Genomic DNA, 25,221 nt, shown 5'->3' on the forward strand with positions numbered 1-25,221 from the left:
GCCGCCGAGAGCGGCGTGATCGGCAACCCGCGCCGCTAGCTCAGTTGGTTAGAGCAGCTGACTCTTAATCAGCGGGTCCGGGGTTCGAGTCCCTGGCGGCGCACTTCTCGAAGAGGCCCCCTCGCAGCGATGCGAGGGGGCCTCTTCCGGTTCACCGAGCGGCTCGGCATCCGGACATGGCAGCGGTCGCGCGGCGACGGCACCCGGCGACGACACCCGGCGTCGGGTGCGGTCGCGCGGCGCCCCCTGCTCCGTCAGCGGTCGAGCAGCGCGGTCCGGCCGTGGTCCGCGTACTCACGCAGCAGGCCCTCCACGTCCTCCTCCGTCAGCCGGCGGTAGTCCGGCTCGCCGTCCCGGCGCCACCAGACCGGGTCGGCGCAGCGGAACGACTCGCGCCGCAGCGCCACCCGGTGGATCTTGTTGGTCGCGGTGACCGGAATCCCGGGTACGAGCCGGACGAAGCGCGGCGCCATCTTCGTACCGAGGTCGCGCTGGGCGCCGAGGAAGGCGGCGAAGGCCGCCGGGTCGAAACAGGTGCCCGGGCGCAGCGCGAGGGCGGCCATCACCTGGTCGCCGGAGACCGGGTCCGGGGCGGCGTAGACCGCGGCGGCGGCCGCACGGTCCCAGCGCGAAAGGATGTTCTCGATCATCGCCGCCGCGAGGTTCTCGCTGTCGACACGGAGCCGGTCGTCGGTCCGGCCTGCGAAGTAGAGAAAGCCGTCGGTGTCGCGGAAGAAGAGGTCGCCGGTCCAGTACCAGCCTCCCCGCAGCCGCGCCGCTGCCGCCTCCGGATTGCGCCAGTAGCCCTCGAAGGGACTGCGGCCGCGGTTGACCAGTTCGCCTATCGCCCGGTCACCGTTGAGCAGGCGGCCCTCCCCGGAGAAGCGCGCCGCCTCGCACTCCCTTCCGGTCGCCGGGTCCACCACCGCCAGGTCGTCCCCCGGCGCGGCCCGCCCGATCGCGTCGCGCGGCGTGCCGGGAGTGCGCTGGACGGCCGCGCCGCCCTCCGAAGAGCCGTACCCCTCGACGAGGCGCACGCCGAAGCGCGCCTCGAAGCGGGCGGCGTCCACCGCCCCGGCCTCCGTGCCGAAACCGATCCGCAGCCGGTGCTCCCTGTCGTCCTCCCGCTCGGGGGTGGCGAGCAGGTACTGGACGGCTCGCCCGACATAGGTGAAGTACGTCGCGCCGAACGTACGCACGTCGGAAAGGAAACCCGAGGCCGAGAAACGGCGCCGCAGCGCGACGGACGCGCCCGCCGCCAGCGCGGGCGCCCAGTCCGCGATCACGGCGTTCCCGTGGAACATCGGCATGCAGATGTAGTGGACGTCGTCCCGGCGCACGCCGAAGTGACCGACGAGTGACGCCCCGGCATGGGCCAGCCGCCCCTGGCTGCAGATCGCGGCCTTGGGCGCACCGGTCGAGCCGGAGGTGAAGCAGAGCAGCAGCCGGCTGCCGGGCCGCACCGCGCGGCCCGGCAGGACGACGCTCTCGTCGGGCCGCGCGTCCTCGTACGGTGCGAGAAGGCCGGCGTAGACGTCCGTGCCGGTCACCAGCACCCGCACGCCCGGCAGTCGGAGTCCGTCGAGCAGGGGAAGGTGCGCGCGTTCGGTGATCAGCACCCGGCAGTCGGTGTGCAGGATGTCGCGGGCCAGTTCGGCGCCCCGGCGGGTGGGGTTGATGCCCGCGACGGCGGCCCCGGCAAGGGCCGCCGCCCCGATCCAGAGCGGGAACTCGGGGATGTTGTCGAGCAGTAGCCCGAGGTGCGGCTCTGCACCCCGGGGCAGCAGCTCCGCAAGCAGCGCGGCCCGCGCGGCGGCGCCGGAGGCGACCTGATGGTGGCTGAGGACCTGGTCCTCGTATCGCAGCCCCACCCGGTGGTCGCCCCACTGGCGCGCCACGAGCTCCGCGACGGTGGTAACGCTCATGCTGCCGCCGGCCCTGGACATGGCCCCGTACGGTAGCTGACTGCTCGTCAGAACTGAACGTCCGAGCAGGCGTAGAACGCGTTCGGGGTGTCGTTGATGGTCCACACCGCGAGGATCATGTGGCGGCCGGACTTCGCCGGAAGGCTGCCGGAGTGACTGAGTGCGGCCGGCGGCCGCTGGCCGTTGTAGGGGATCGTCAGGAACGGCTGCGGGTCGAGGGCCGCGCGGGTGAGCGGCTGACCCGGGTTCCAGCCGTTCCTGGTGATGTAGTACTTGAAGTCGGTCGTGGCATGGGCGGCCGTGAACCGCCATGTGAAGGTGTAGTTCTGCCCCGACGAGACCTTGGTTGTGGGCCATGCGCCGCCGCGCGGGTCGTCGAGCTGCGCGAAGCGGCTGTTCCCGCCGGCGCAGATCCTTCCGTCGGCCGGGCCGGCCGCGGGAAATCCCTTGGGGCCCTCGACGCTCTGGGGCTCCCACTGGATCTCACCGCAGTTGGTCACCGTGCCGTTGGCGCAGAGCTTCTGACGGCTGATCGGGGAATCGGTGTAGCCGTGACCGGCGGCGCTGCCGGTGGCGAGGAAGGAGGTGCCCGCCACGGCGAGGCCCGCGAGGGCCGCGCCTATTCGCTTTCGCATGCTGTCGCTCCTGGAGAACGTGGGGGTGTTCCGTGAGCCTTGCTGCGCGCTTTGCCGTGCCGTGCCGCGCTTGTGCGGTCGTGCACATTCAGGTCTAGACCAAGTCCCAGATTATTGACGAACGTTGAACATGTCCAGACCAATCACGGCCCCTCCGTGCCGCCCGGCCGCCCGGTGCAGAAGGCGACGGTCAGGTCCCGTACCAGGGCCTTGCGCTCGTAGTCGTCGAGCTCCACGAGGCCCCGCACGGTGAGTCGTTGCACCGTGTCGTCGACGGCGTCCACCACCGAGGTCAGCACCGCGTCCCGGTGCTCGGCATCGATCGCCGAGATACGGCGACGGCGCATCGCCGCCGCGACCTCCGGGGCGTACTCGACACGGGTCGGCTGCGCGGAGAAGATCTCGATGCCGACCGGAGCGCACTCCGCCGACAAGGTCTTCGTGAGCACGTCGCCGACGGCCTCGACGTTGCGGAGGGTCGGCACGTCCTCGCGGCCGGGGGCTCCTTTGCCGAAGTCGGGGAGGGCGTCGGCGGGGAGCTGGGAGAACACCCGGGCCATCGCCGCCTCCACCTGCTCCCGCAGATACGCCTCGTGATCGGCCACCGCCAGCACGGCGCGCGCGGTGTCCTGGACCCGCCATACGACGAGCACGATCGCCTGCAGTGCGGTGCCGTTCGCGTCGACGGCGGGCATCGGCTCGCTGCGCCAGTGACGCAGGCGCACATCGACGCGGCGGCGCAGCAGCAGCGGGCTCACCCACATGAGGCCGCAGCGGCGGACGCTCCCGCGGTACTCGCCGAACAGCGTGAGGACCCAGCCGTGTCCGGCACGCCCACGGCCGAGGCCCGCGAGCGCGAACAGCGCGACGCTCATACCGAGCGCGAGCATGACCCACTGGCCGAAGCCGATGCCGACGTACGGGCGTGCGCCCAGCCCGAGCAGATCCGTCACCCGGGCCGGGTAGGCCCCCGTCCGGTACAGCACCCCCGCACACCCGGTGAGCATGGCGGCCCCGATGAGCAGGCCGGTCCAGCCGGGAAGCACCGGCCCGGGCCGCTCGTGCAGCCTCGGATCGACCGGGGGCACGGGCCGTTTGCTCAGCGCGAGAACGGGCGGCTGCGGGAGGGGCTTGCGCCCGGGAGGCACGACGACCGGCGCCATCGCGACGGTGTCGGGCCCTCCGTCGTCGTCGCCGCCGTCGGCCCCGGCGCCGGTTCCCCCGTGAGCGTCCCCGGTACCGCCGTCGGAGTCGTCACGGAACAGCAGGTGCACCGGGATGGGTCCGGTCGTCTCGGTCCCGATCCTGCCCCCGCGCCGTGCTCCCGCACCGACGCCGGCCGCCACCAGACCCTGTGCCCCGGCCTCCTCGGATCCGGATGCGCCGCCTGCCGCGGATTCGGCCTCGTCCTCCGGAGTCCCTGGGGCATGCAACGCGGCAGGAGGCAGCAGTCCGACGGAGCCGGACCCGCCCGTCGCGTCGTCGTGAGGGCCAGCTGCCGCCGCATGGGCCGGCAGCGCACCCTCGGAGTGGCCGAGGGCTCCGGCAGCGCCGAGTCCCTCGCCGTACCGGGACGCGGTGTCATGGGGCGGCAGCGTGTCCACGGCTGCCGAGCCCGCTGCTCCGGCCGGCTCGGCGGCCTCGCCGGGAGCAGCCGGTACGGCGTCGTGCTGGCGCTTGGACAGGCCTGCGGCGGGCAGCGAACTCCCGACGGCGGAGCCGGGCGTGTCCTCGGTCCCGGCCGCGGCGAGCGGATCGACGCACGCGCCGTCGGTTTCCTGCGCGGAGTGCGGTGGCGAGCCCAAGGTAACCCCCGCGGCACGGGCGAAGGCCGCGAACACGTCGGGGTCGCCCGTGGTCGGCACTGCGGGCACGTGTCCACCGGGCGGGTGGCCGGGCATCGGGGGCATCTGCTCACGAGGCAGGTAGCCGGGCACCGGGGGCATGTGGTCACCTGCCGGGTGGCCGGGTGCTGCGGCCTCCGCGGCCGGTGCCGGCGCCTCGGGCGGACGATGGAACCCTGGCTGCTGGGGAGCCGAAGGGTCCTCGGGGTTGGGAGTCATGGTGGTCACCGGGCCGTCTCCTCGGGGCTGGCGTTGTCTGTGGGGCGGCGGTTCACGAGAAGAGCCGTCGCCAGGTCTCGGGGCCGGGGTAGCCGTCGGCCGCGCCGCCGCGCCATCCCTGGGCGCGCTGGAAGGCCTCGACGTTGCGGCGGTCCGCCTCGGTCCACTGCGGACCGGGGTCTGAGGTGTAGTGCTTGCCGAAGCCCCGCTTCACCAGCTGGCGGCCGAGCTTCTCCACATGCGCGTTCGACCGGCCGGGGCGGAAGTTCCCTCGCCCCGGGTAGCCCGGAACGGAGACCTGCGCGACGCCCGGGACGGCCTTGCCCGTGCCGCTCACCAGGCGGCGCCAGGTCAGCGGGCCCGGCAGTCCGTCCGCTTCCTTGCCCGTCCAGCCCTGGGCGCGCTGGAACGCCTGGGTCGCCCGCCGGTCCGCCTCGGTCCAGCGGGGCCCCGGTGTCCGTCCGCCGTAGCCCTTCGCTCCCCACTCCATGAGCAGTCTCCCGAGCTGGGTGATGTACTGACTGGTCGCTCCCGGCCCGAAGTGCTCCGGGCCGGGGTACGCCGAGGCCGCTTCGCCCGGCCCGGCGGTCGCTGTCGCGCCGATGATCCCTTTGTAGCGGTATGCCACATAGCTGCTGGAGTTGCTCCAGTACGCCATCGGTGTGGCCTGCATACGGGCGTGCGGCTTCGCCTGTTCGTAGGCGATGTAGTGGGTGTGCGTGTAGTCGGTCCAGCCGCCGAAGATCGTGACGTGTGAGCCCCTGGTCGGATTTGCCGTGTTGTGGAACAGCAGGATGTCGCCGGGCTGCAGATCCTTGCGGGCCTTCACGATCCCGAACTTCGCCAGGCTTCCGGTCCATTCATTGCCCGGGAGGTTCCACGCCATCGAGACGAAACCCGAACAGTCCTGCCGGTAGCCGTCCGACCAGTACTTGCTCATGGAGTACGGAACCTTGGCGTTCACCCACAGCTTGGCGCGGTTGATGATGTCCGCGCGGGTCGTCCTGCGCAGCGCCGGCCCCGGCGCCCCGGCCGGGCCGGGCGCGGGGCCGCCGTGCAGCGGCGCCTGCCCGCCCTGGGGCGTCTCAGGCTCGGGGTCGGGGTCGGGAACGATGCCGGGGACGGGGACGGGGACGGGGTCAGGATCGGGGGCGACGCCTCCCGGCAGTGGTCGCACGACCGGCTGCGGGTCCTGCGCCCCGACCGGGGCGGGGGCCTCTCCCTGTACCGGCCGGGCTGGCGCCTGCGGGTCCGGTGCGCCGACCGGCACGGAGGCGTCACCCGGCACCGGCGGCGCGACCGGTACCGGGTCCTGCACGCGGACCGGCACGGGGGCACCACCGGGCACGTGTCCCAAGGTCGCGGCTGCCGCCCCCGCTCCCGCACCGCCACCACTCAGCACCACGCCCGCCGCGGTGGCCACCACCAGCGCGCGCCGGGCGCAGTGCGCCGCCGGGTGCGCCCCCGCGCGCAGCTGCCGGGCGTACGGGCGGGCCCGGGCGCGCCGCTCCCGGACACACCCCGCACACGGGCAGTCGGCAGCGGGCTCGTACTCATCGAAGGCCGGAACCGTCATACGGTGCCCCTCCACACTGTCTTAACTGTCCTAACAAGTCGCATTTTGACGGACCAAAGATAAAAAACGACCATCCGACAGGCCGAAACCGGGAAGGAAATGGCTCGGAGCACTCCCCGGGGTCGGGTAGAGTTCTCCAGGTCAGCAGGCGCCGCTAGCTCAGTTGGTTAGAGCAGCTGACTCTTAATCAGCGGGTCCGGGGTTCGAGTCCCTGGCGGCGCACGCACACCGAAGCCCCCTCACTCACCGTGAGGGGGCTTCGGTCACTCCTGTCACCACATCGCATCGGCGCGCCTCACCCAGATCGACCTTATGGTCGGATATGGGACCGCCCTTGCGATCAAGGCTTGGGTCGTAGAACCTATCCTGGAGCCCGTGGCTCCAATGGAGCGACGGGTTCGAGTAGTTGAGAGCATTTCGAGGGGGATGCTCCGGTTGTGCCGATCGCGGGTAGGGGACCCCGGTCGCGAACAGATGTCCGTGCCGGGCATCATGCAACCGGAAGGCCGCTATCTCATGTCTACGGGGACGGTGGCCCGCCATTGACACGTCCGGGACGGCTGGTCGAGGGGGACCGAGGTCCGGCGAAAAGAAACGAACGATCACGCAGCCAGCAGGCGTGCGGGGGGATGACTCATGACGTCGACGCCGAACGGCGCCCGGCAGCAGGACAACGACCCTTCCCGGACCACTCAGCTTCGGGTTCCCCCGCAGCTCCGAGCAGGCGGGTCCCGGTTGCGCCAGAAGAAGGCGCTCCCGCGGTACGACTACGAGCACTACAGCCGGCTCGCCGGCCCCCTCACCCAGCCCGACCGGTCGAAACCGTACAAGTTGCAGTACCGCTCGCTGATCTCGCAGGAGCCGCACCGCATTCGGGCCGCGCTGCTCCTGGGCGCCGCGCCGCTCGTCTCGCTCGGCCTCTTCGCCTGGCTGATGCAGCCTCAGCACTGGACCGAGCGCGATCCGAACCTCAAGAACGACCTGCTCCTGTGGCTCGACATCGTCATGCTGGTCTCGATCGGACTGATCGAGCTCTTCCGCACGATGAACGTCCTGTCCAACGCGCACGCGACGCTCGTCGCCCGTGACCCCGTCCCCGTCGTGCCGGAGTCCGGCACCCGGGTCGCCTTCCTCACCTCCTTCGTGCCGGGCAAAGAGCCCCTGGAGATGGTGACGAAGACCCTCGAAGCGGCGGTGAAGATCCGGCACCGCGGGCTGATGCACGTCTGGCTGCTCGACGAGGGCGACGACCCGGACGTGAAGGAGGTCTGCGCGCGGCTCGGCGTTCACCACTTCTCCCGCAAGGGCATCGCCAAGTGGAACCAGGCCAAGGGCGCCCACCGGGCCAAGACCAAGCACGGCAACTACAACGCCTGGCTCGAGGCGCACGGCGGGAACTACGACTTCTTCGCGTCCGTCGACACCGATCACGTACCCATGGCGAACTACCTGGAGCGGATGCTCGGCTACTTCCGTGACCCGGACGTCGGCTTCGTCATCGGCCCGCAGGTCTACGGCAACTACGACACCTTCGTCACCAAGGCCGCCGAGTCCCAGCAGTTCCTCTTCCACGCGCTGATCCAGCGCGCGGGCAACCGCTACGGCGCCCCCATGTTCGTCGGTACGTCGAACGCCGTCCGGATCAAGGCGATCAAGCAGATCGGCGGTCTGTACGACTCGATCACCGAGGACATGGCGACGGGCTTCGAGATGCACCGTGCCCGCAACCCCGAGAGCGGCAACAAGTGGCGCTCGGTCTACACCCCGGACGTGCTCGCCGTCGGCGAGGGCCCCACCGCCTGGACCGACTTCTTCACCCAGCAGCTCCGCTGGTCGCGGGGCACGTACGAGACGATCCTCAAGCAGTACTGGAGGGGCTTCGGGACTCTGCCTCCCGGCAAGCTCTTCAACTACACGATGATGATCATCTTCTACCCGATGTCCGCCCTCAACTGGATCCTGGCCGCACTCAGCTGCGCCCTGTTCCTGGGCATGGGCGCCTCGGGTGTCCAGATCGACCCGGCGATCTGGATGATGCTGTACGGCAATGCCTCGGCGCTCCAGATCGGTCTCTACATCTGGAACCGCCGCCACAATGTCTCGCCGCACGAGCCAGAGGGCTCCGGCGGACTGGCCGGCATGGTGATGTCCGCGCTCTCCGCGCCGATCTACGCCCGTTCCCTGATGGACGCCGTACTGCGCCGCAAGAGCAAGTTCGTGGTGACCCCCAAGGGCGACTCGTCCAGCCCGGACACCCTCTTCGGCACCTTCCGGATCCACCTCTTCTTCATCCTGGTCTTCGGCGGTTCGCTCGCCTCCTCCTTCTACTTCGGGCACGACCACCCGGCGATGATCACCTGGGCCTCACTGGCCCTGCTGATCACGGCGGCACCCATCTTCGCCTGGCGGTACGCCATCCGCGAGGAAAAGAAGAAGAAGAGCAGGAAGAGGCGGAAGAACTCGTCCGGCCCAGGGGCGTCCGAGTCCGCGCCGACTGCTGCCCATGAACAGCAGAAGCCCGATTGGGCCCCCGACCAGACCATGCAGATCGCCCTTGGGGGACGTAAGAAATGAGCAACCTTCCCGTCCGGCCGAACTACCGCAAGAACCGGGCCCGGCGGATCCTGATAGGCGTGGCGGTCGTGGCGGCGATCGCCGGGTTCAACGGACCGGCGATGTACCGGTACGGCTCGGAGCAGTACCACGAGTACAAGATCAACAAGCCTGAGTACAAGGCCGCGAACGGCCACTGGGACTTCCTCGACGTCCCGTCCGAGTACCGGATCAACTCGATCCATGCCGCGCTGCTGCACACCGGCAAGGTCCTGCTGATCGCGGGGTCCGGCAACAACCAGAAGAACTTCGACGCGAAGAAGTTCGAGTCGGTGCTGTGGGACCCGAAGACGAACGACTTCAAGAAGATCCCGACGCCCAAGGACATGTTCTGCGCCGGGCACACCCAGCTGCCCGACGGGAAGCTGCTGGTCGCGGGCGGCACCAAGCAGTACGAGAAGCTCAAGGGTGACGTCACCAAGGCCGGCGGCCTGATGATCGTCCACAACGAGGACCCGGACAAGCCGATCACGCTGCCCGCGGGCACCAAGTTCACCGGCAAGAAGAACGGCAAGACGTTCGTCACCAAGGACCCGGTGCTGGTCAAGCGTGCGAAGAAGGTCTTCGACCCGGCGACCGGCAAGTTCCTGCGCACCGAGGCGGGCCTCGGCCGTATCTATGTCGAGGCCGAGGAGTCCGGCAAGAAGTACGAGACCGGCACCGAGGACAACTACCGTGTGCACGGCCTCAAGGGCTCCGACAACCGCAATGTCTACGGCATCGCGCAGAAGCTCGCCCTCGACAAGAAGGACTTCCAGGGCATCAGGGAAGCCTATGAGTTCGACCCGGTCGCCGAGAAGTACATCACGGTCGACCCGATGAACGAGGCTCGCTGGTATCCGACGCTGACCACGCTCAAGGACGGCAAGGTCCTCTCCCTCTCCGGTCTCGACGAGATCGGGCAGATCGTGCCCGGCAAGGACGAGATCTACGACCCGGAGACCAAGGCGTGGAAGTACACCGGGTTCGAGCGGCGCTTCCCGACCTACCCCGCGATCTTCCTGATGGACAACGGGAAGCTCTTCTACTCCGGTTCGAACGCCGGGTACGGGCCCGCAGACGTCGGCCGTGACCCGGGAATCTGGGATCTGAAGAACAACGACTTCGAGAAGATCCCGGGGATGAGCGACCCGGACAAGCTGGAGACCTCCGCGACGGTGATGCTGCCGCCCGCCCAGGACCAGAAGTTCATGGTCATCGGCGGTGGCGGCGTCGGCGAGTCCGAGAAGGCCAGCGAGAAGTCCCGGCTGGTCGACCTCAAGGACCCGAACCCCCGCTTCAAGGACGGCGCTTCGCTCGCCAAGGGCACGCGCTACCCGAGCGCCTCGCTGCTGCCGGACGACAGCGTGCTCGTCACCGGCGGCTCGGCCGACTACCGGGGACGCGGCGGCTCCAACATCCTGGAGGCGCGGGCCTACGACCCGAAGTCCGGCACGTACAAGCAGGTGGCCGACCCGCGCGTGGGACGGAACTACCACTCGGGGTCGGTGCTGCTGCCCGACGGCCGGGTGATGATCTTCGGCTCCGACTCGCTCTTCGCCGACGACGCCAACACCAAGCCCGGCGTCTTCGAGCAGCGGATCGAGATCTACACGCCGCCGTATCTCTTCCGGAACTCCCGGCCGCAGATCACCGCCGGGCCGAAGAAGATCGACCGCGGTGGCACGGGCACCTTCAGCAGCCCGCGGGCGGCGGAGATCAAGACGGCGAAACTGATGCGGCCGAGTGCCGTCACGCATGTCACCGATGTCGACCAGCGCTCCATCGCGCTGGATGTGAAGACGACGGCGGACGGCATCCAGGTCACGGTGCCCAAGAACCGTGCGCTGGTCCCGTCCGGCTGGTACATGCTGTTCGTGACCGACGCCAAGGGCACCCCGTCCGAGGGTGTCTGGGTCGAGGTTCAGTAGACCGGGTCGCGTGATCCCCGTCCGGTGATCCGCGGCGACGCGAAGAAGGGGTGCCCCCATGGCAGGGGCACCCCTTCTTCCCGTTTCGCGCTTCTACTTGGTGTTGCGGGCCAGTTCGAGCGCGTACTTCGGATACCAGTCTCCGGCCTTCGGGCCGCCCTTGCAGTCCCCGTCCGACTCCCCCGGCCGCTTGACCCACAGATAGGCGTCGACGAGCGGATCGCCCGTCTTCGTCGTGGGCCGCTCACCGAGCGAGCGGCCGGGCGGGTTGCACCAGTTCTCCTTGGGGTCGCCCCCCGTGTAGGGGCCGCTGCCGTTGCGGCTGGTGTCGATCACGAAGTGCTTGTTCCCGACCTTCGCGGACAGCCTCTTGCCGAACTCCCTGCTGGCCGCGGTGGTCTGGAAGTTGGACACATTCACCGCGAAGCCGTCGGCCTGGGCGATCCCGGCCCGCTGGAGCGGCTCGAAAAGGGCGTCCGGGTGGGACCAGCCGGCATTGCCGGCGTCCAGATAGACCGTGGTGGCCGGGAGCTGCCTGAGCCGCGCGACGGCGCCCTTGAGCAGGTCGAAGCGCTCCTCGTGGAACTCCTCCGGCGTACAGCCGTCCACGACGTGCAGCACCGCGTCCGGCTCCAGGACGACCGTGGCACGACGGTCGCCGATACCCTTGGCGACCTTCTCGACCCACTCCCGGTAGGCGTTTCCGTCGGCTGCGCCGCCCTTGGAGAACTGTCCGCAGTCGCGGTGCGGGATGTTGTAGAGGACGAGCAGGGCGTCCCGGTCGGCCTTCTGCGCGGCTTCCGTGAATCCCTTCGCCTCGGCCTCCGGATTGTCCGGGCCGATCCACTCGCCCACCGGCTGTTCGGCGATCTTCTTGATCAGCTCGGCGTTCTTGTCGTCGTCGCCGTCGAGATAAGAGGCGACCTGCTGGGCGGCCTTTCCGTCGGGATTGACCCAGAACGGGTCCGTCCCCTTGGGCTGCTGGGCCATCGGCGGGTGCTTGTCACCGTCGTCGTCGGAGGACGAGCACCCCGCCAGCAGCAGCGCGGCCGCCGCGGCGGCCGCTCCCCAGCGGGCACGCCCGGCGTAACTGCCGTACATCCACTCCCCCTTGGTGCACTGTTCTGCATCGTGTCAGGGCCACCCCCCAGGCGCGCCCCACTTCCGGACAGGACCGGCTGAATCCATCGTCTCAGATCCCGCGGGCGCCCGTGAGATACGCCGACACCACCACGTTGGCCGTGTACGACCGGGATTCCCGGTCGAAGGTTCCACCACAGGTGATCAGCCTCAGTTCCGCCCTGCCCGGCTGCCGGGCCCCGTACACCTTCCGGGCGTCGAACCGGGCACGGCTGACGACCTGGACGTCGTCGATGGTGAACTCGGCGACCGTGCCGTCCGTCCGGGTCACCCGGATCTTCTCGCCGGGGCGGGCCGCGCTGAGCCCGTAGAAGACCGCAGGCTCGGTGTCGGTGTCGACGTGGCCCACGAAGAGCGCCGCGCCCGCGGTCCCGGGCTGGGGTCCGGTCCCGAACCAGCCGACCTTCCCCGCCATGGCGAACGGCGGCGGTGCGACCGCGCCCGTCTCGTCGAGGCCACGGATCACGATCGGGGCCCTGACCCCGATGGAGGGGATCTCCACCTTGCTGGGTCCTGCGGGCTTCAGTGGGGCGTGTGCGGGCGGCAGCGGTACGCCGAGGGGCCGGCCGACCGCGGCGACATCGCCCGTCGTGGGGGCCGAGCTGCCGCCGAAGCCCTCGGCGGCGTCACGCCCCCAGAGCCACAGGCCGAGCAGCAGGACCGCCCACGTCATGCCCGTGAGCAGCCGGCCGCTTCCCGAGGAGCGGTGACCGGATCCGCCGTTATCGCGGGACACGGCGGGTCAGTCCCTGTCCGCGGTGTCCACACGACGGCGCCGTGCGCTGCGGAACGCGACGGCGACCGCCGCCACGGCGGCCAGGAGGAGGCCGATCACGGTGTGGGGAGTGCCGGGGCCCTGCCGGTTCACCCGCGTGCCGTCCTCGTCGGCGAGGGCCGCGGAGGCTCCGCCGCCGCCGGCCCGGACCGGCGCGTAGGGAGTCCCCTCCGGCTCCGGCGCAGGGCTCCGGTCCTCGCGCTCGTCCTTCTTCCGGTCCGGGCCCTGGTCGCGGTTCTGGTCCTTGTCCCGGTCCTCGTCCTTCTTCTGGTCCCGGTTCGCGTCCTTCTTCTGGTCCTTTTCCTGGCCCCAGTCCTTCTTCGGATCCTTCTTCTCGTCCTGGCCCTCGTCCTTCTTCTGGTCCCAGTCCTTCTTCGGATCCTTCTTCTCGTCCTGGCCCTCGTCCTTCTTCTGGTCCTGGCTCTTGTCCGGGACCCAGTGCTCGTCGAGGTCCAGCTGCAGATCCTGGCCCTCGTCCTCACCTCCGGGGCCGACCTTCCCGGGACTGACCGCTGCCTTGGTCTGCCCGTCGTCCTCTGCGAACACGGGACCGGCCGCGGGCGCCAGCATCAGGACACCGGCGGCCGCGGCGACCACACGGAGAGCGATGGGAACAGAACGCATTGTGAACCTCCTGGTGACAGAAGATTCACGCGGTTTGCCCGTTTCCGCATCTCCGGCTGACCCGGATGGGTTACCGCGGACGTGTCAGGGCCGGCCGTCAGATGCGGTCGACCAGGTCGGCGATCGAGTCGACGATCTTGGACGGACGGAACGGGAACCGGTCGACGTGCTGCGGGGTCGTCACGCCCGTGAGCACCAGAAACGTCTGCATACCCGCCTCGAGACCGGCGAGCACATCGGTGTCCATCCGGTCGCCGATCATCGCGCTGGTCTCCGAGTGGGCCCCGATCGTGTTGAGACCGGTGCGCATCATCAGCGGGTTCGGCTTGCCCGCGAAGTACGGGTCGATGCCGGTGGCCTTGGTGATCAGCGCGGCGACCGAGCCGGTGGCGGGCAGCGGGCCCTCCGGGCTCGGACCGGTGACGTCCGGGTTGGTGCAGATGAAACGGGCTCCGGCCTTGATCAGCCGGATGGCCTTGGTGAGGGCCTCGAAGCTGTAGGTACGGGTCTCGCCCAGGACGACGTAGTCGGGCTCCTGGTCGGTGAGGATGTAGCCGATGTCGTGCAGAGCCGTGGTCAGCCCCGCCTCACCGATGGCATAGGCCGTCCCGCCCGGACGCTGGTCGTCCAGGAACTGGGCGGTGGCCAGCGCGGATGTCCAGATGTTCTCGACGGGCACGTCCAGGCCCATGCGGGCGAGTCGGGCGTGCAGGTCACGTGGGGTGTAGATGGAGTTGTTCGTGAGGACCAGGAAGGGTTTCCCGGTCTCGCGCAGCTTCTTGATGAAGGAGTCGGCGCCAGGGATCGGGATGCCCTCATGAATGAGGACTCCGTCCATGTCGGTGAGCCAGGACTCGATCGGCTTGCGCTCTGCCATGAAGCGGACTCCTGCCGTACGCGTAGTGCGATGTGCGGTGTGCTGATGGGGCGCCGTCACGACGGTGTACCGGCGCCCCCAGCCTAATCACGGGCCGGATCACCCAGCCTAGTCACGAAGTCGTGACCTGGACCCCGTCGAGCACCCAGTACCAGTTGTTGGCCCCGGTGTACCGGAAGCGGAAGCTCACGCTGGACGCCCCGGCCGGGACGGCGACGGACACCGACTGCGGCTGCGAGACCACGTCCGAGGTGTAGCTCTTGACGACAGTGGGGGTGCCGCCGTTGAAGGAGGCCAGGATCTGGGCGCTCTGGCTGCCCTCCTGACGGTAGAAGGTGGTGAAGTCGAGCCTGACCGAGCTCTTGCCGCTCACGTTGTACGCCGGACTGACCAGCGTGGAGTCGTAGCCGCCCGAATTCGCCTTGTCGTCCCACTCGTCGGAGTCGGCGACCGCGAAGACCCCCCGTGAGCGGACGTTCAGCTCACGCCACTGGTCGCGCTGGGTCCGGGACCAGAACTCGTCGGTGGCGAAGGACCAGCCGCGCCACTCGGCGACACCGCCCGTGCCCATCGCATTGTTGATCACCGACCAGCCGGGGGGCGCGGTGTGGGTGAAGCCGAGGACGGAGGCCGGGATGCCGGTCTCGTCGACCCGGGCGGTCAGTGAGGTCTGCAGCGCGTCGAACGGGTCGGCCGAGCGCTCCTGGATGGGCCTGCCGTCCAGGCCCCAGGCGGGGTCCGGGGTGATGCCGAGCTGCTTGAAGACGGTGGCGGCGACATCGACGAGGCGGGTGTCGATGGGCCGGGCGCCCGCGGCGATGCCGGGGCCCTGGGCCAGGACGAAGGTCCTGCGCTCCTCGATGGAGCTGCCGCCGTGGCCGCCCGCGTTCACATGGCCGTGGTCGGTGGCGACGATGACGGTCCAGCGCTCGGTGGCGTACGAGGGGCGCGCCTTGACGGCGGCGAGCAGGCGGCCGAGGTAGCCGTCCTGCACGGCGATCGCGTCGAGGTACTGCTGACCGGTGCCCACGCTGTGCGCGACGACATCGGTGTTGCCGAAGTAGACGAAGAGCACGTCCGGGTTCTGGTTCCGCAGGATCGACTCGGTGTCGGCGGCGATGGTGGCGTCATGTCCGGGGTAGCCGCCGGCGTCACCGTCGAGGACCAGCTTGGCGTCGGCGCCCGGGGTCACCGTGCCCTGGGCGTCCAGCGGCTTCCAGTCGACGGCCGCGTACGTGGACAGCTCGGGCCGCACCTGGGCGAGACGGGCGAGGAAGCCGGGGTACCTGCCGTAGTTCTTGCCGATGAAGGAGTTGTCCCGCACGCCGTGCTTGTCGGGCCAGACGCCGGTGGAGATGGTCGACCAGCCGGGCCCAGAGGAGGTCTGGGCCATCGGGTTCGCGTAGAGCAGGGACGTGCCGTAGGTGCCGTTCGCCATCATCGACTTCAGGTGCGGGGCGTTCGCCGCGTCGATGCCGTCGTGGCGCAGGCCGTCCATGCCGACGACGAGCACCTTGTCCTTGCTGGTGCCGTTCGGGAGCGTCGGGGCCGCGGCACGGGCGGCGGGAGCGGCCGCCAGGGTGGCGGCGCCGGCGGCGACCGCTGCGGTCGCGGCGCCGGCGGCGAGCACGGTACGGCGGGGAATGCCGGGAGTCGGCATCTGGAGTCCTCCGTCGGGGAGTGGTGACCTATGGGGTAGTCGCGCCCAGCCCAACGCCCCCGCCGTAGCGGGGGCGTTGGTCCGTACCCGTTATCCTTCCGCGACAATTCGCGGGCCGCCAGGGACGTGCGGTGAACTCTTGGCTTCGGGTCGGGTTCGGGTCAGCTTCCGGTGGCGGACTTCCACGAGTCGACGTACTTCTGGAGGTTCTTGTCGATGTCCTTCCAGTTCGGCTCGAAGACCTGCACACCGTCAAGGATCTTGGCCAGCTCGATGGCGTTGGCGTCGGTGGCCTTGACGTCGGCGCGCGCGGAGAAGCCGCCGCCGATCTCGCTGACCTGCTTCTGGGCCTTCTCGGTCAGGAGGAAGTCCAGGAGCTTCTTGCCGTTCTCGGTGTGCGGGGCGTCGTCGACCAGGCCGGCCGCGTACGGGAGCGCGAACGTGGTGGACCTGCCGCCCTCCTTCGCGGGGAACCAGATGCCGAGGTTCGGCATCGACCGGGCCTGCGCGAAGTTCATCTGGACGTCGCCGTTGGCGACGAGGATCTCGCCCTTGTCGACCTTGGGGGCGAGCTTGGAGGTGGAGGAGGACGGGCCCACGTTGTTGGCCTGGAGCTTCTTCAGGTACGCCATCGCCGGCTCCTCGCCGCCGAAGTCGTGCATGGCCTTGATGACGACGGCGGTTCCGTCGCCCGCGACACCCGGGGTCGAGTACTGGAGCTTGTCCTTGAACTTCCCGTCGAGCAGCTCCTCCCAGGTCTTCGGGGCGTCCTTCAGCTCCTTCTTGTTGTAGACGAAGCCGAAGTAGTTGTTGACGACGGAGGTCCACTTGCCGTCGCCGGACTTGTCGGCGCCGTTGACCTTGTCGGAGCCGGCGGGCTCGTACTTCTGGAGCAGACCCTTGGAGTCGGCCTGCTGGATGAACGGCGGGAGGGTGACGAGCACGTCGGCCTGGGTGTTGCTCTTCTCGCGGACGGCGCGCTGCACCATCTCGCCGGAGCCGCCCTCGACGTACTTGACCTTGATGCCGGTTTCCTTCTCGAAGTCCTTGAAGACCTGGTCGTACCAGCCGTCGCCGTTCTCGCCCTTGAGGCCGTCGGCGCTGTAGACGGTGACGACCTTCTCGTCGGAGGCGGCGGAGGAGCCTCCGCAGGCGGTGAGGGTGGCGGCGAGGGCGATGCTGCCCGTGACGGCGGCGATCGGCTTGAGGTGGTTGCGACGCATGACGATGGACAACTCCTTGCGGAATGAACGGGACTTTTCTGGCGGGGTGGCAGGTGGCCGGGCGAAGAACGGGGCCTGCCCGTGGGGGACTTGGCGGAAGGGGGCCGATGGTCGGGGTCTCAGCGGTACGAGGCTCGGGTACGCAGACGGGACACGGCGAGCAGGACGAGCAGCGTCGTGGCCATGAGGACCACGGCGACGGCGGAACCGGTGAAGAGGGAGCCGCGGTCGGTCGCCGTGAAGATCAGCACCGGCAGCGGCATCCAGTCCGGCGGGTAGAGCATCATCGTCGCGCTCAACTCGCCCATGGACAGGGCGAAGCAGAGCCCCGCTGCCGCGTTCAGCGACGGCAGCAGCAGCGGAAGCTTCACTCGCCACAGCACGTACGAGGGTCGGGCGCCGAGGCTGGCCGCCGCCTGCTCGTACATCGGGTCGAGACGCAGGATTGCCGCCGAAACCGACTGGTAGGCAAACGCCGTGACAAGAACGGTGTGCGCGAGGATCACGATCCAGGGCGTGCCGTTGAGGAGCACCGGCGGCTGCGAGAAGGCGACGAGCACGGCGAGGCCGACGACCACCGACGGTACGGCGACCGGCAGCATGAACAGCGTGTCGAGGACGCTCCCCCACAGCCTGGCCGCCCCCCGGGTACCCCCACCGCGCGTCTTCAGCGACGCCGCGGCGAGCGCGGCCCATGTCCCGACGGCGAGCGCGAGCGCACTGGCAATGGCCGCCGTCACCAGGCTGGTGGTGAGCGCCTGGAGGGACTCGCCGCGGACTGCGGAGGCATAGTGCCCGGTCGTCGGACCCGAGGGGAAGGCGCCGGACCAGTTGGTCGAGAGCGACGCCACGGCGATGACGAGGAGCGGCAGCGCGAAGAGCGGCAGGAAGAGGGCGAAGAACAGGGCCCAGGTGGCCCACTTGCCCGTACGGCTATGCACCAGCACGCTTGCTCACCACCCGGTAGAGGCCGTAAAGACCCACGGAGATCGCGACGTTGACGACGGCGACGACGCAGGCGGCCGCGTAGTCGGATTCGAGTATCGCCTTGCTGTAGACGAGCATCGGGAGCGTCGTGACGCCCTTGGCGCCGGTGAAGAGCACGATGCCGAACTCGTTGAGGCACATCACGAGCACGAGGCTGCCGCCGGCCGCGAGTGCGGGGAGCGCCTCCGGGAGGATCACCTGGCGGACGATGCGGGCGGGCCGCGCGCCCAGTGAGGAGGCGACCTCCAGCTGGGCGGTGTCGAGCTGCGAGAACGCGGCGAGCAGCGGGCGCATCACGAAGGGCGTGAAGTAGGTGATCTCCGCGAGGAGTACGCCCCAGGGTGTCGTCAGGAAGTGGAACGGTCCGCCGGCGGCGCCCGTGACGTCCGTCCACAGCCCGTTGGCCATGCCGACGTTGCCGTAGACGAACAGCAGCGCGAGCGTGATCAGGAAGGACGGGAAGGAGAGGAAGACGTCGATGAACTTCGCGACCGCCCTGCCGCCGGGGAACGGCACGAACGCGATGATCAGCGCGAGCGTGAACCCGAGGACGAGGCACCCCGCGGTCGACCCCACGGCCAGCAGCACCGTGGTGGTCAGCGCCTCACGGAACGCCTCGGACGCGAACACGTCGGCGTAGGCGCCGGGGGCGAGGGATTCCTGGACGACGAGCGCGAGGGGGTAGAGGAACACGAGGCCGAGCACGGCGACGGGCGGGAGGGACCAGACCCACGCGGGCAGGCCGGTGGCGCGCGGGGCGGTGTCCGAGGGCCCCGCCACCGTGGCCGGTTCCGCTGTCATGAGACGTCCGCCGGGACTAGCCATCGGTCACCCCCGCGGCCAGCAGCACCGCGTCCTGCGGCGCGAAGTGCACCGTCACCTCGTCCCCCAGTGCCGGCGTCTCCCTGAGCTCGCGCAGGTCCGCCTTGAGCCGGTGCCCGTCGATGTCCACGTACAGCCGGTGCGTCGAACCCCGCCACTGGACCTCCGCGATACGGCCGCGCAGCGCGTTGGGGCCTTCGCCGAGGCCCACGAGGTGCGGCCGGACGCACAGGGTCGCCGTCGCGCCCGGTGTGGCGTCGCCGGTGGGCACCTTCAGCTCCGCGCCCGCGAACGACACGGTGTCGGGGCCGACGGTCACCGGCAGCAGGTTCGCGTTGCCGACGAAGGACGCCGTGAACTCCGTACGCGGGCGCCGGTACAGATCCTGTGGCGTGCCGCAGTCCTGGAGCCTGGCCTTGTCCATGACGGCGATCCGGTCGGCGAGCGTGAGGGCCTCGACCTGGTCATGGGTGACGTACAGGATGGAGACGTCGGGCAGTTCCCTGTGCAGACGTGCGAGTTCGGCGAGCATTCCGGACCGCAGCTGGGCGTCGAGCGCGGACAGCGGTTCGTCGAGCAGCAGCACGTGCGGCCGGATCGCCAGCGCACGGGCGATCGCGACCCGCTGCTGCTGGCCGCCCGAGAGCTCCCGCGGATAGCGCCTGGCGTACGCCGCCATGCCGGTCATCTCCAGCGCGTCGGCGACCCGTCCCGGGATCTCGCTCTTCGGTGCCTTCTGCGCCTTCAGTCCGAAGGCCACGTTGTCCTCGACGCGCAGATGCGGGAAGAGGGCGTACTGCTGGACGACCATGCCGATGCCGCGCCGGTGCGGAGGCAGAGCGGTGACGTCCCGGTCGCCGATGAACACCCGCCCGGAGACCGGCCGTACGAACCCGGCGACCGCGCGCAGGGCGGTCGTCTTGCCCGAGCCGGAAGGACCGAGGAGCGCCATGACCTCGCCGGGCTCGACGGTCAGGTCGAGCGAGTCGAGAACGGTGTTGCCTCCGTAGGCGACGCAGACGCGGTCGAAGCGGATGCCGCTGCGGACACCACCGCGGCTCATATGTCCTCCTCTTCGAGGAGGACGGGCAGTTCGGCCACGGAGCCGAGGACATGGGTGGCGCCCGCGGCGGACAGCTGCGTCCTGTCGTGGGCGCCGGTGAGGACGCCCGCCACCACACGCGCCCCGGAGCGCACCCCGCTGAGCATGTCGTACGACGTGTCGCCGGCGACGGCGATCTGCCGGACGTCGTCCACCGCTCCCGTACGCAGGAACGCGGCGAGCACCATGTCCGGGTACGGGCGGCCTCGGCCCCCCGCGTCGGCCGGGCAGAGGGTGAGCGGGACCAGGTCCTGCCAGCCGAGCGCGCCGAGGATCGCGTCCTGGGTGACGCGGGCGAAGCCGGTCGTGAGGACGACGGTCCTGCCCTGCTCCTTGAGCCGCTCGATGGCGTCGCGGGCGCCGGGGATCCCGGCGATGCGGCCGGCCTCGACGAGTTCGCCGTAGGCCTCCTCGAAGGCCTTGTTGGCCGCCTGGGCGCCCGCCTCGTCACCGAAGAGATGACGGAAGACGGAGATCTTGGACTCGCCCATGGTGGCGCGTACGTAGTCCAGCTTCGCGGCGTGGTCGGGGGTGCCGGGCTCCACGCCGAGGCGCTGGGCCGCGGCGGAGAAGGCCTGCTCGACGAGGCCGCCGTCGGCGACGGTGGTGCCGGCCATGTCGAGGACGACGAGGTTCGTGCGCGGGGTGTTCTGCGTGTTCATGTGGTTCACCAGCCCAGTTCGTCGGCGGTTGTCTCTGCGATGGCGGGCGAGCAGGTCATCCCGCGCCCGCCCGGCCCGGTCACCAGCCAGGCGCCGTCGCGCACCTGCTGGCGGTGGACGACCCGCGTGGTGTCGGTGCACTGCGCGTACACCCCGGCCCACCGGCGGCGGATCTTCGGCAGCGGACGGCCGAGGAATCCCTCGACGACCCGCGTGAGGTGCTCGTACGGGTCCTCGAGCGTGTCGAACGCGAAGGGATGCTCGTACTCGTGGGTGTCGCCGATGGTCAGTCCGCCGTCGCTGCGCTGCACCATCAGCAGCTGCATCTTGTGCGCGGCGGCGGCCGGCTCCTGCGCCTGGCCCGCGTTGAGGGCGTCGAGAGCGTCGGACGTGTACGCCGGGTAGTAGCGGAAGGAGTCGGCGTCGGCGACGGAGGTGGTGAGCGGCTCGCCGAGCGGGTCGGTCTGCGCCATCTGGAGACGGACGCGGCGCACGGGCAGATCGGGGGCGAGCTCGCGGACGAGTCCGCCGAGCCAGGCTCCGGTGCACAGGACGACGGCGTCACCACTGTGCACATCGCCGTGGTCGTCGCGCACGGCGCTGCGCCCTCGGCCGTCGCGGTCGATGACCTCGCGGACCTCGCGTCCGGGGAGGAAGGTGTAGCGGCCGGACGCCAGCAGGGCCTTGCGCAGGGCGAGCTGCGCGGTACGGGGCTCCACCGCGGCGTCCCGCTCGCAGTACAGGGCCGCGACGAACTCGCCGCGCAGAGCCGGGTTGATGACGCGGGCCTCTTCGGCGGTGACCAGCTTGTAGCCGCGGGCGGCGGCGTCCGGCCGGGCCACGGCCGCCTCGGCGACGGCGAGTTCGAGGTCGCCCCGCACCGGAGTCAGCGAGCCGATGGCCCGGAAGCCGAGCTCGGGGACGCGGGCGCCGATGCCCTCCCACAGCTCGCGCGCCCGCAGCGCGGTCTCCAACTCCTCGCCTCCGGCACGGCCGCTGACCCAGATCTGGCCGAAGTTGCGGAGGCTGGCCCCGCGGGCCTCTGCTTCCCGCTCGATCTGTACGACCTCGTGGCCGCGTTCGATTGCGTGCCAGGCGTGCATGGTTCCCACCACGCCGGCTCCTACGACGATGACTCGCATGGCCGCAACGCTCCTCGCGGTTGGTGGCCCGTTGGGGGCCGGTCGGCAACGGGACGGTGAACGGGCCATCAAGCTTGGCCTAGACCCGTTATCTTCTCGTTATCTTTCGCCGGTGCCATCCGGGCCGGTTGCCGGGAGGGGCAGGGGCGACAGAGGGGGCGCCGAGCGCGCCGGACGAGCGGGCGACCCAGGGGGTGACCGGGGGCGCGACCAGGAAGGTGACCAGCGGCGATCAGCCACCGAGGTGGGCGGAGAAACTGAAGCGGTCACCTCGGTAGAGCGTGCGTACACGCTCCAGGGGCCGCTTCGCCGTGTCCCGCGACACCCGGTGGATCAACAGCATGGGCAGAGCGGGCGGAGTGCCGATGAGGAGCGCCTCGCGGGGCGTCGCCAGCACTGTCTCGATGCGCTCGTCCGCGTCCCCGAACTCGATCCCGAGCCGGTCCCGGAGGTAGGCGTAGAAGGACGAGTCGGGGTCGAAGTCGGCGTCGAGCCGGGGTACGCGCGCGACGGACACGTACGTGCTCTCCAGGCCGACCCGCTCCTCGTCGGCGAGCAGCACACGCTCCATGTGCCAGACGGGCTCGCCCCGCCGCAGCCCGGTCTCCTCTGCGAGCCGGGGCGGGCAGGGGAAACGGTCGAGAGAGATGAGGTTACGGCCGGGCGTACGGCCCTGGCGGCGCACGCCCTCGGTGTAGCTGGCGAGTGACAGCGGCTGCTCCAGCTTGGGGCCGGCGACGACGGTGCCCCTGCCCTGGCGGCGGAGCCGGCCTTCGAGGAGGAGCTCGCGCAGCGCCTGGCGCACGGTCTCGCGCGACACCTCGAACCTCACGGCGAGGTCGCGTTCGGTGGGCAGCAGCCCGCCGTCGCCCAGTTCGTCTATCAGGGCCGCCACTTGAGCCTTCACCGCGTAGTACTTCGGGATGCGGCCGTGCTCGGGGATGCCGGAGCGGACGGGCGCACCGGGATTCTGGTCGTTCGGGTAGTTCAGGTGGTCCACCGGGGGATGTTCCCAGACCTGCGTGAACGGCCGGGTCAGTGGCGCCCGGAACGGAGCCGGTGGGCACCCGCGAGGAGCACGAGCCCGGCGGCGACGAGCGCGCTGATGGCCGCGAGGACGCCGATGTCGTACCGGGCGCCGGTCTTGGCGAGCTCGTCGGACTCGACCGGGGCCTCGTACAGCTGCTCCTCGGAGGCGAGCAGGCTGAAGCGGTAGTCGGCCGACTCGCCCACCCAGTCGCCGTCGGCGCCGCGGCGCTGGACGACGGCGGCGTTGGCGACGACGGAGTCGGCGAGCGTGTCCTGCACGGGGAAGGCCAGACGCACGGGGACGGTGAGACTGGCGCGCCCGGGGAGCACGAAACCCCCGAATTCGCCGGCGGGCCGAGGGCTCTTCGTCGCCTTCGCGTTCCCCGTCCCTCCGAACACGCCGACCGCCTCACCCTGCTCGGTCCGCTCGAAGGCGACGGACCGCCAGATCCCGCTGCCCGCGTCGAAGAACTCCATCCGGATGCGGGTGGGCGTGAGCACGTGGTCGCGGCCGGCGAGGACGACGACCGGGTGGATGTTCAAGCAGGGCTTCGCCGTGGTGTTGGTCAGCTTGACCGCGAACTCCCCGGGGCCGGATCCGGCCCGGTACGAGGCCGGGCCGCCCTCGATGCTGGTGGCGACGGGAAAGACGACGGCGCGCACGTCCCCGCAGAACGGCTGCCCCGCGGCGAGGGCCGATGCCGGGGTGACCGGCGCCGGGGCGGGGGCGGCGGCCGACGCGGAGGCGGCGGGCCCGGGGGCGGGAGCGGGAGCGGTGACGGCCGGGGCCGGTGCGGGGGCCGCCGGAGCAGGCGCGGGGGCGGCCGGGGCGGCGGACGCCCGGCCCACGACGACGGCGGGCGCGATCGCTGCGATGGCGGCTCCGGCGGCGAGGGGGCGGCGCAGTCGCATGGGGAACCCTTCGCTGCAGGGATCGTCGTCGGGCCAGAGGCTGCCATGCCCGGGGCAGCGGCCCTGGGAACGCCACGCATGAAAGGTCGGACAAGTCACACAATTACGCCCGACCGGCTCAGCGGACCGGTCCAGCGGCGAGACGGCGCAGCCCCTCCCGGGCCTCGCGGCACCGCCTCAGGCGGGATGGGACACGTACGACACCTCGGCCCGCCCGAAGACCGGCGCGAGCACCAGCTGGGCCGCGCCTTCTGCGACCCGGTAGGCGCCACCGCCCGCGGGCGCCACCAGCACCGGGCTTCGCGAGACGATCGCGGACCGCACCCCTCTCATGAACTCGCCCTCTGCCGCGGCCATGAACCGGCCGCCGAGCAGCACCTGGTCGATGTCGAGCAGCTCGGCCAGGTTGGCGACACCGACGCCGAGCACCCGTGCGGCCTCTGTGACGTCGCCGCGGGCGAGGGCGGCCAGGCACATCGCCTCGATGCACCCGCGTTTGCCGCAGGCGCACAGGGCCCCGTCGAGCTGGACGACCTGGTGCCCGAACTCCCCGGCCTCCGTCCGAGCACCCCGGTACAGCGTCCCGTCGAGCACGAGCCCCGCACCGATCCCGGTGCCGAGGTGCAGATACGCGAAGGAGCCGCCCTCCCCGCGCAGCATCAGGCCGAGGGCGGCGGCATTGGTGTCCTTGTCGAGCACGACCGGGAGTCGCAGCACTTCGGCCAGCCTGTCCCGCAACGGGTACCCGTCCCACTCCGGATAGCCGGTGACGCGGTGGGGCATGCCGGCGCGATGGTCGAGCGGCCCGGGCATGGCGACCCCGACTCCGAGCACCCGCGCCCCGGCTTTCTGTTCCGGCCGCGCTTCCTCTCCGGAGTCCACTTCCCCTGCCGCGTCCGCGGTCTCTCCGGCGTCCGCTCCCGTTTCCCCGAACGCTTCCGCTCCCGCCTGCGTTTCCGCTCCGGGGTGCGCGTCCTGTCCCGTGGCGGTGTCCTCCGCCGACACCGCAGCTCCGCCCAGCAGGTTCCCGGCTTCGGCCCGGCTCTTGGCGAGGGCGTCGGCCAGAAGCGCCCGCACCTGCTCCACCACCTGCCCGGTCACGACGTCCGGCCCTGCGCCGAGGTCGGCGGAGACGGCGCGGGTGGCGACCTGGGTGCAGGACAGGTCCAGCAGGACCGCCGTCATCTCGTCGCGGTCCAGCTGCACCCCGACCGCGTACGCCGCCGACGGCACCAGGCGCAGATCGGTACGCGGCTTGCCCCCGGTCGAAGCTCGCCGCCCCGCCTCCGTGATCAGCCCCTCCTCCCGGAGCCGGGCCGTGATCTTGCTGACGGCCTGCGGGGTGAGCCCGGTGCGCTCGGCGAGCTCCACCCGGCTGATGCCGTCCTCGCCCGCCGTACGCAGCAGATCGAGCACGAGCGCCGCGTTGTGGTTGCGCAGCAGCGGCAGATTGATGCCCGGGGGGCCGCCGGACCAGCCGACGGCCCCGGCGGCGCCCGCGCTCTCCGCGGAGGCTCCGATCGCCCTGGCCCAGTTCACCCTCA

The 25,221-nt window shown here is 70.6% G+C and carries 20 protein-coding genes and 2 tRNA genes; 4 read left to right on the forward strand and 18 right to left on the reverse strand.

What is annotated here, in order from left to right:
* The first annotated feature begins 29 nt into the window (after positions 1 to 29).
* Positions 30 to 103 (forward strand) — tRNA-Lys (locus ACFU5O_RS04125).
* A 151-nt stretch (positions 104 to 254) separates the two neighbouring features.
* Here ACFU5O_RS04125 and ACFU5O_RS04130 read toward each other — a convergent pair.
* The 4 genes from ACFU5O_RS04130 to ACFU5O_RS04145 all read right to left on the reverse strand — a co-directional run bounded on the left by ACFU5O_RS04130 (position 255) and on the right by ACFU5O_RS04145 (position 6,199).
* Positions 255 to 1,925 carry an AMP-binding protein gene (locus ACFU5O_RS04130; protein WP_384236023.1) on the reverse strand — a complete coding sequence of 557 codons (1,671 nt, stop codon included), beginning with the start codon at positions 1,923 to 1,925 and terminating at the stop codon, positions 255 to 257.
* A gap of 47 nt (positions 1,926 to 1,972) precedes the next feature.
* Positions 1,973 to 2,560 (reverse strand): lytic polysaccharide monooxygenase, encoded by a 588-nt coding sequence (locus ACFU5O_RS04135; protein ID WP_384236024.1) that lies wholly within the window; start codon positions 2,558 to 2,560, stop codon positions 1,973 to 1,975.
* A gap of 143 nt (positions 2,561 to 2,703) precedes the next feature.
* Positions 2,704 to 4,623: an SPFH domain-containing protein gene (locus tag ACFU5O_RS04140; RefSeq protein WP_384236424.1), complete on the reverse strand. Its 1,920-nt coding sequence runs from the start codon at positions 4,621 to 4,623 to the stop codon at positions 2,704 to 2,706.
* A 52-nt stretch (positions 4,624 to 4,675) separates the two neighbouring features.
* A complete protein-coding gene (locus tag ACFU5O_RS04145; RefSeq protein WP_384236026.1) occupies positions 4,676 to 6,199 on the reverse strand; it encodes a peptidoglycan-binding protein in 1,524 nt (507 codons plus the stop codon).
* A gap of 148 nt (positions 6,200 to 6,347) precedes the next feature.
* Between ACFU5O_RS04145 and ACFU5O_RS04150 the strand changes: the two genes are divergently transcribed.
* The 3 genes from ACFU5O_RS04150 (at position 6,348) to ACFU5O_RS04160 (ending at position 10,722) form a co-directional block, all read left to right on the forward strand.
* Positions 6,348 to 6,421: transfer RNA gene (locus ACFU5O_RS04150), tRNA-Lys, on the forward strand.
* A 414-nt stretch (positions 6,422 to 6,835) separates the two neighbouring features.
* Entirely contained in the window at positions 6,836 to 8,773 is a 1,938-nt protein-coding gene (locus ACFU5O_RS04155) for a glycosyltransferase family 2 protein (RefSeq protein ID WP_384236028.1), read from the forward strand.
* On the forward strand, positions 8,770 to 10,722 hold the full coding sequence (locus ACFU5O_RS04160) for a galactose oxidase-like domain-containing protein (protein ID WP_384236030.1): 1,953 nt from the start codon (positions 8,770 to 8,772) through the stop codon (positions 10,720 to 10,722). Before ACFU5O_RS04155 ends, ACFU5O_RS04160 begins: the two co-directional genes overlap by 4 nt.
* Before the next feature lie 93 nt (positions 10,723 to 10,815).
* On the opposite strand, the gene ACFU5O_RS04165 is transcribed toward ACFU5O_RS04160, so the two are convergent.
* The 14 genes from ACFU5O_RS04165 to ACFU5O_RS04230 form a co-directional block, all read right to left on the reverse strand.
* Complete coding sequence (locus tag ACFU5O_RS04165) at positions 10,816 to 11,823, reverse strand: glycoside hydrolase family 6 protein (protein WP_384236032.1); 1,008 nt, start codon at positions 11,821 to 11,823, stop codon at positions 10,816 to 10,818.
* A 91-nt stretch (positions 11,824 to 11,914) separates the two neighbouring features.
* On the reverse strand, positions 11,915 to 12,535 hold the full coding sequence (locus ACFU5O_RS04170; RefSeq protein WP_384236427.1) for a class F sortase: 621 nt from the start codon (positions 12,533 to 12,535) through the stop codon (positions 11,915 to 11,917).
* 69 nt (positions 12,536 to 12,604) lie between these two features.
* On the reverse strand, positions 12,605 to 13,261 hold the full coding sequence (locus ACFU5O_RS04175; RefSeq protein WP_384236035.1) for a hypothetical protein: 657 nt from the start codon (positions 13,259 to 13,261) through the stop codon (positions 12,605 to 12,607).
* A 97-nt stretch (positions 13,262 to 13,358) separates the two neighbouring features.
* The gene (locus ACFU5O_RS04180) at positions 13,359 to 14,138 is read right to left on the reverse strand and encodes an HAD-IIA family hydrolase (RefSeq protein ID WP_384236037.1); all 780 of its coding nucleotides are present in this window, start codon (positions 14,136 to 14,138) and stop codon (positions 13,359 to 13,361) included.
* A 112-nt stretch (positions 14,139 to 14,250) separates the two neighbouring features.
* The gene (locus ACFU5O_RS04185; RefSeq protein WP_384236039.1) at positions 14,251 to 15,798 is read right to left on the reverse strand and encodes an alkaline phosphatase family protein; all 1,548 of its coding nucleotides are present in this window, start codon (positions 15,796 to 15,798) and stop codon (positions 14,251 to 14,253) included.
* Between the two features lie 161 nt (positions 15,799 to 15,959).
* Positions 15,960 to 17,021, reverse strand: a complete 1,062-nt coding sequence (locus ACFU5O_RS04190; RefSeq protein WP_384236040.1) for a 2-aminoethylphosphonate ABC transporter substrate-binding protein — start codon at positions 17,019 to 17,021, stop codon at positions 15,960 to 15,962.
* A gap of 119 nt (positions 17,022 to 17,140) precedes the next feature.
* Positions 17,141 to 17,968, reverse strand: coding sequence for an ABC transporter permease (locus tag ACFU5O_RS04195; RefSeq protein ID WP_384236043.1), 828 nt, complete (start codon positions 17,966 to 17,968; stop codon positions 17,141 to 17,143).
* Positions 17,955 to 18,809: a 2-aminoethylphosphonate ABC transporter permease subunit gene (locus tag ACFU5O_RS04200; RefSeq protein ID WP_384236045.1), complete on the reverse strand. Its 855-nt coding sequence runs from the start codon at positions 18,807 to 18,809 to the stop codon at positions 17,955 to 17,957. The genes ACFU5O_RS04195 and ACFU5O_RS04200 overlap by 14 nt, the downstream gene beginning before the upstream one ends.
* Before the next feature lie 16 nt (positions 18,810 to 18,825).
* Complete coding sequence (locus tag ACFU5O_RS04205; protein WP_384236048.1) at positions 18,826 to 19,893, reverse strand: ABC transporter ATP-binding protein; 1,068 nt, start codon at positions 19,891 to 19,893, stop codon at positions 18,826 to 18,828.
* Complete coding sequence (locus tag ACFU5O_RS04210) at positions 19,890 to 20,594, reverse strand: phosphonatase-like hydrolase (protein WP_384236049.1); 705 nt, start codon at positions 20,592 to 20,594, stop codon at positions 19,890 to 19,892. Before ACFU5O_RS04210 ends, ACFU5O_RS04205 begins: the two co-directional genes overlap by 4 nt.
* A gap of 5 nt (positions 20,595 to 20,599) precedes the next feature.
* Positions 20,600 to 21,736 carry a TIGR03364 family FAD-dependent oxidoreductase gene (locus ACFU5O_RS04215; RefSeq protein ID WP_384236051.1) on the reverse strand — a complete coding sequence of 379 codons (1,137 nt, stop codon included), beginning with the start codon at positions 21,734 to 21,736 and terminating at the stop codon, positions 20,600 to 20,602.
* A 232-nt stretch (positions 21,737 to 21,968) separates the two neighbouring features.
* The gene (locus tag ACFU5O_RS04220; RefSeq protein ID WP_384236429.1) at positions 21,969 to 22,727 is read right to left on the reverse strand and encodes a GntR family transcriptional regulator; all 759 of its coding nucleotides are present in this window, start codon (positions 22,725 to 22,727) and stop codon (positions 21,969 to 21,971) included.
* Positions 22,728 to 22,771: 44 nt separating this feature from the next.
* On the reverse strand, positions 22,772 to 23,677 hold the full coding sequence (locus ACFU5O_RS04225) for a hypothetical protein (RefSeq protein WP_384236053.1): 906 nt from the start codon (positions 23,675 to 23,677) through the stop codon (positions 22,772 to 22,774).
* Between the two features lie 177 nt (positions 23,678 to 23,854).
* On the reverse strand, positions 23,855 to 25,216 hold the full coding sequence (locus ACFU5O_RS04230; RefSeq protein WP_384236431.1) for an ROK family transcriptional regulator: 1,362 nt from the start codon (positions 25,214 to 25,216) through the stop codon (positions 23,855 to 23,857).
* Between the last annotated feature and the right edge of the window lie 5 nt (positions 25,217 to 25,221).

Origin of the sequence: Streptomyces sp. NPDC057445 (assembly GCF_042802855.1) — a bacterium.
Lineage (GTDB): Bacteria > Actinomycetota > Actinomycetes > Streptomycetales > Streptomycetaceae > Streptomyces.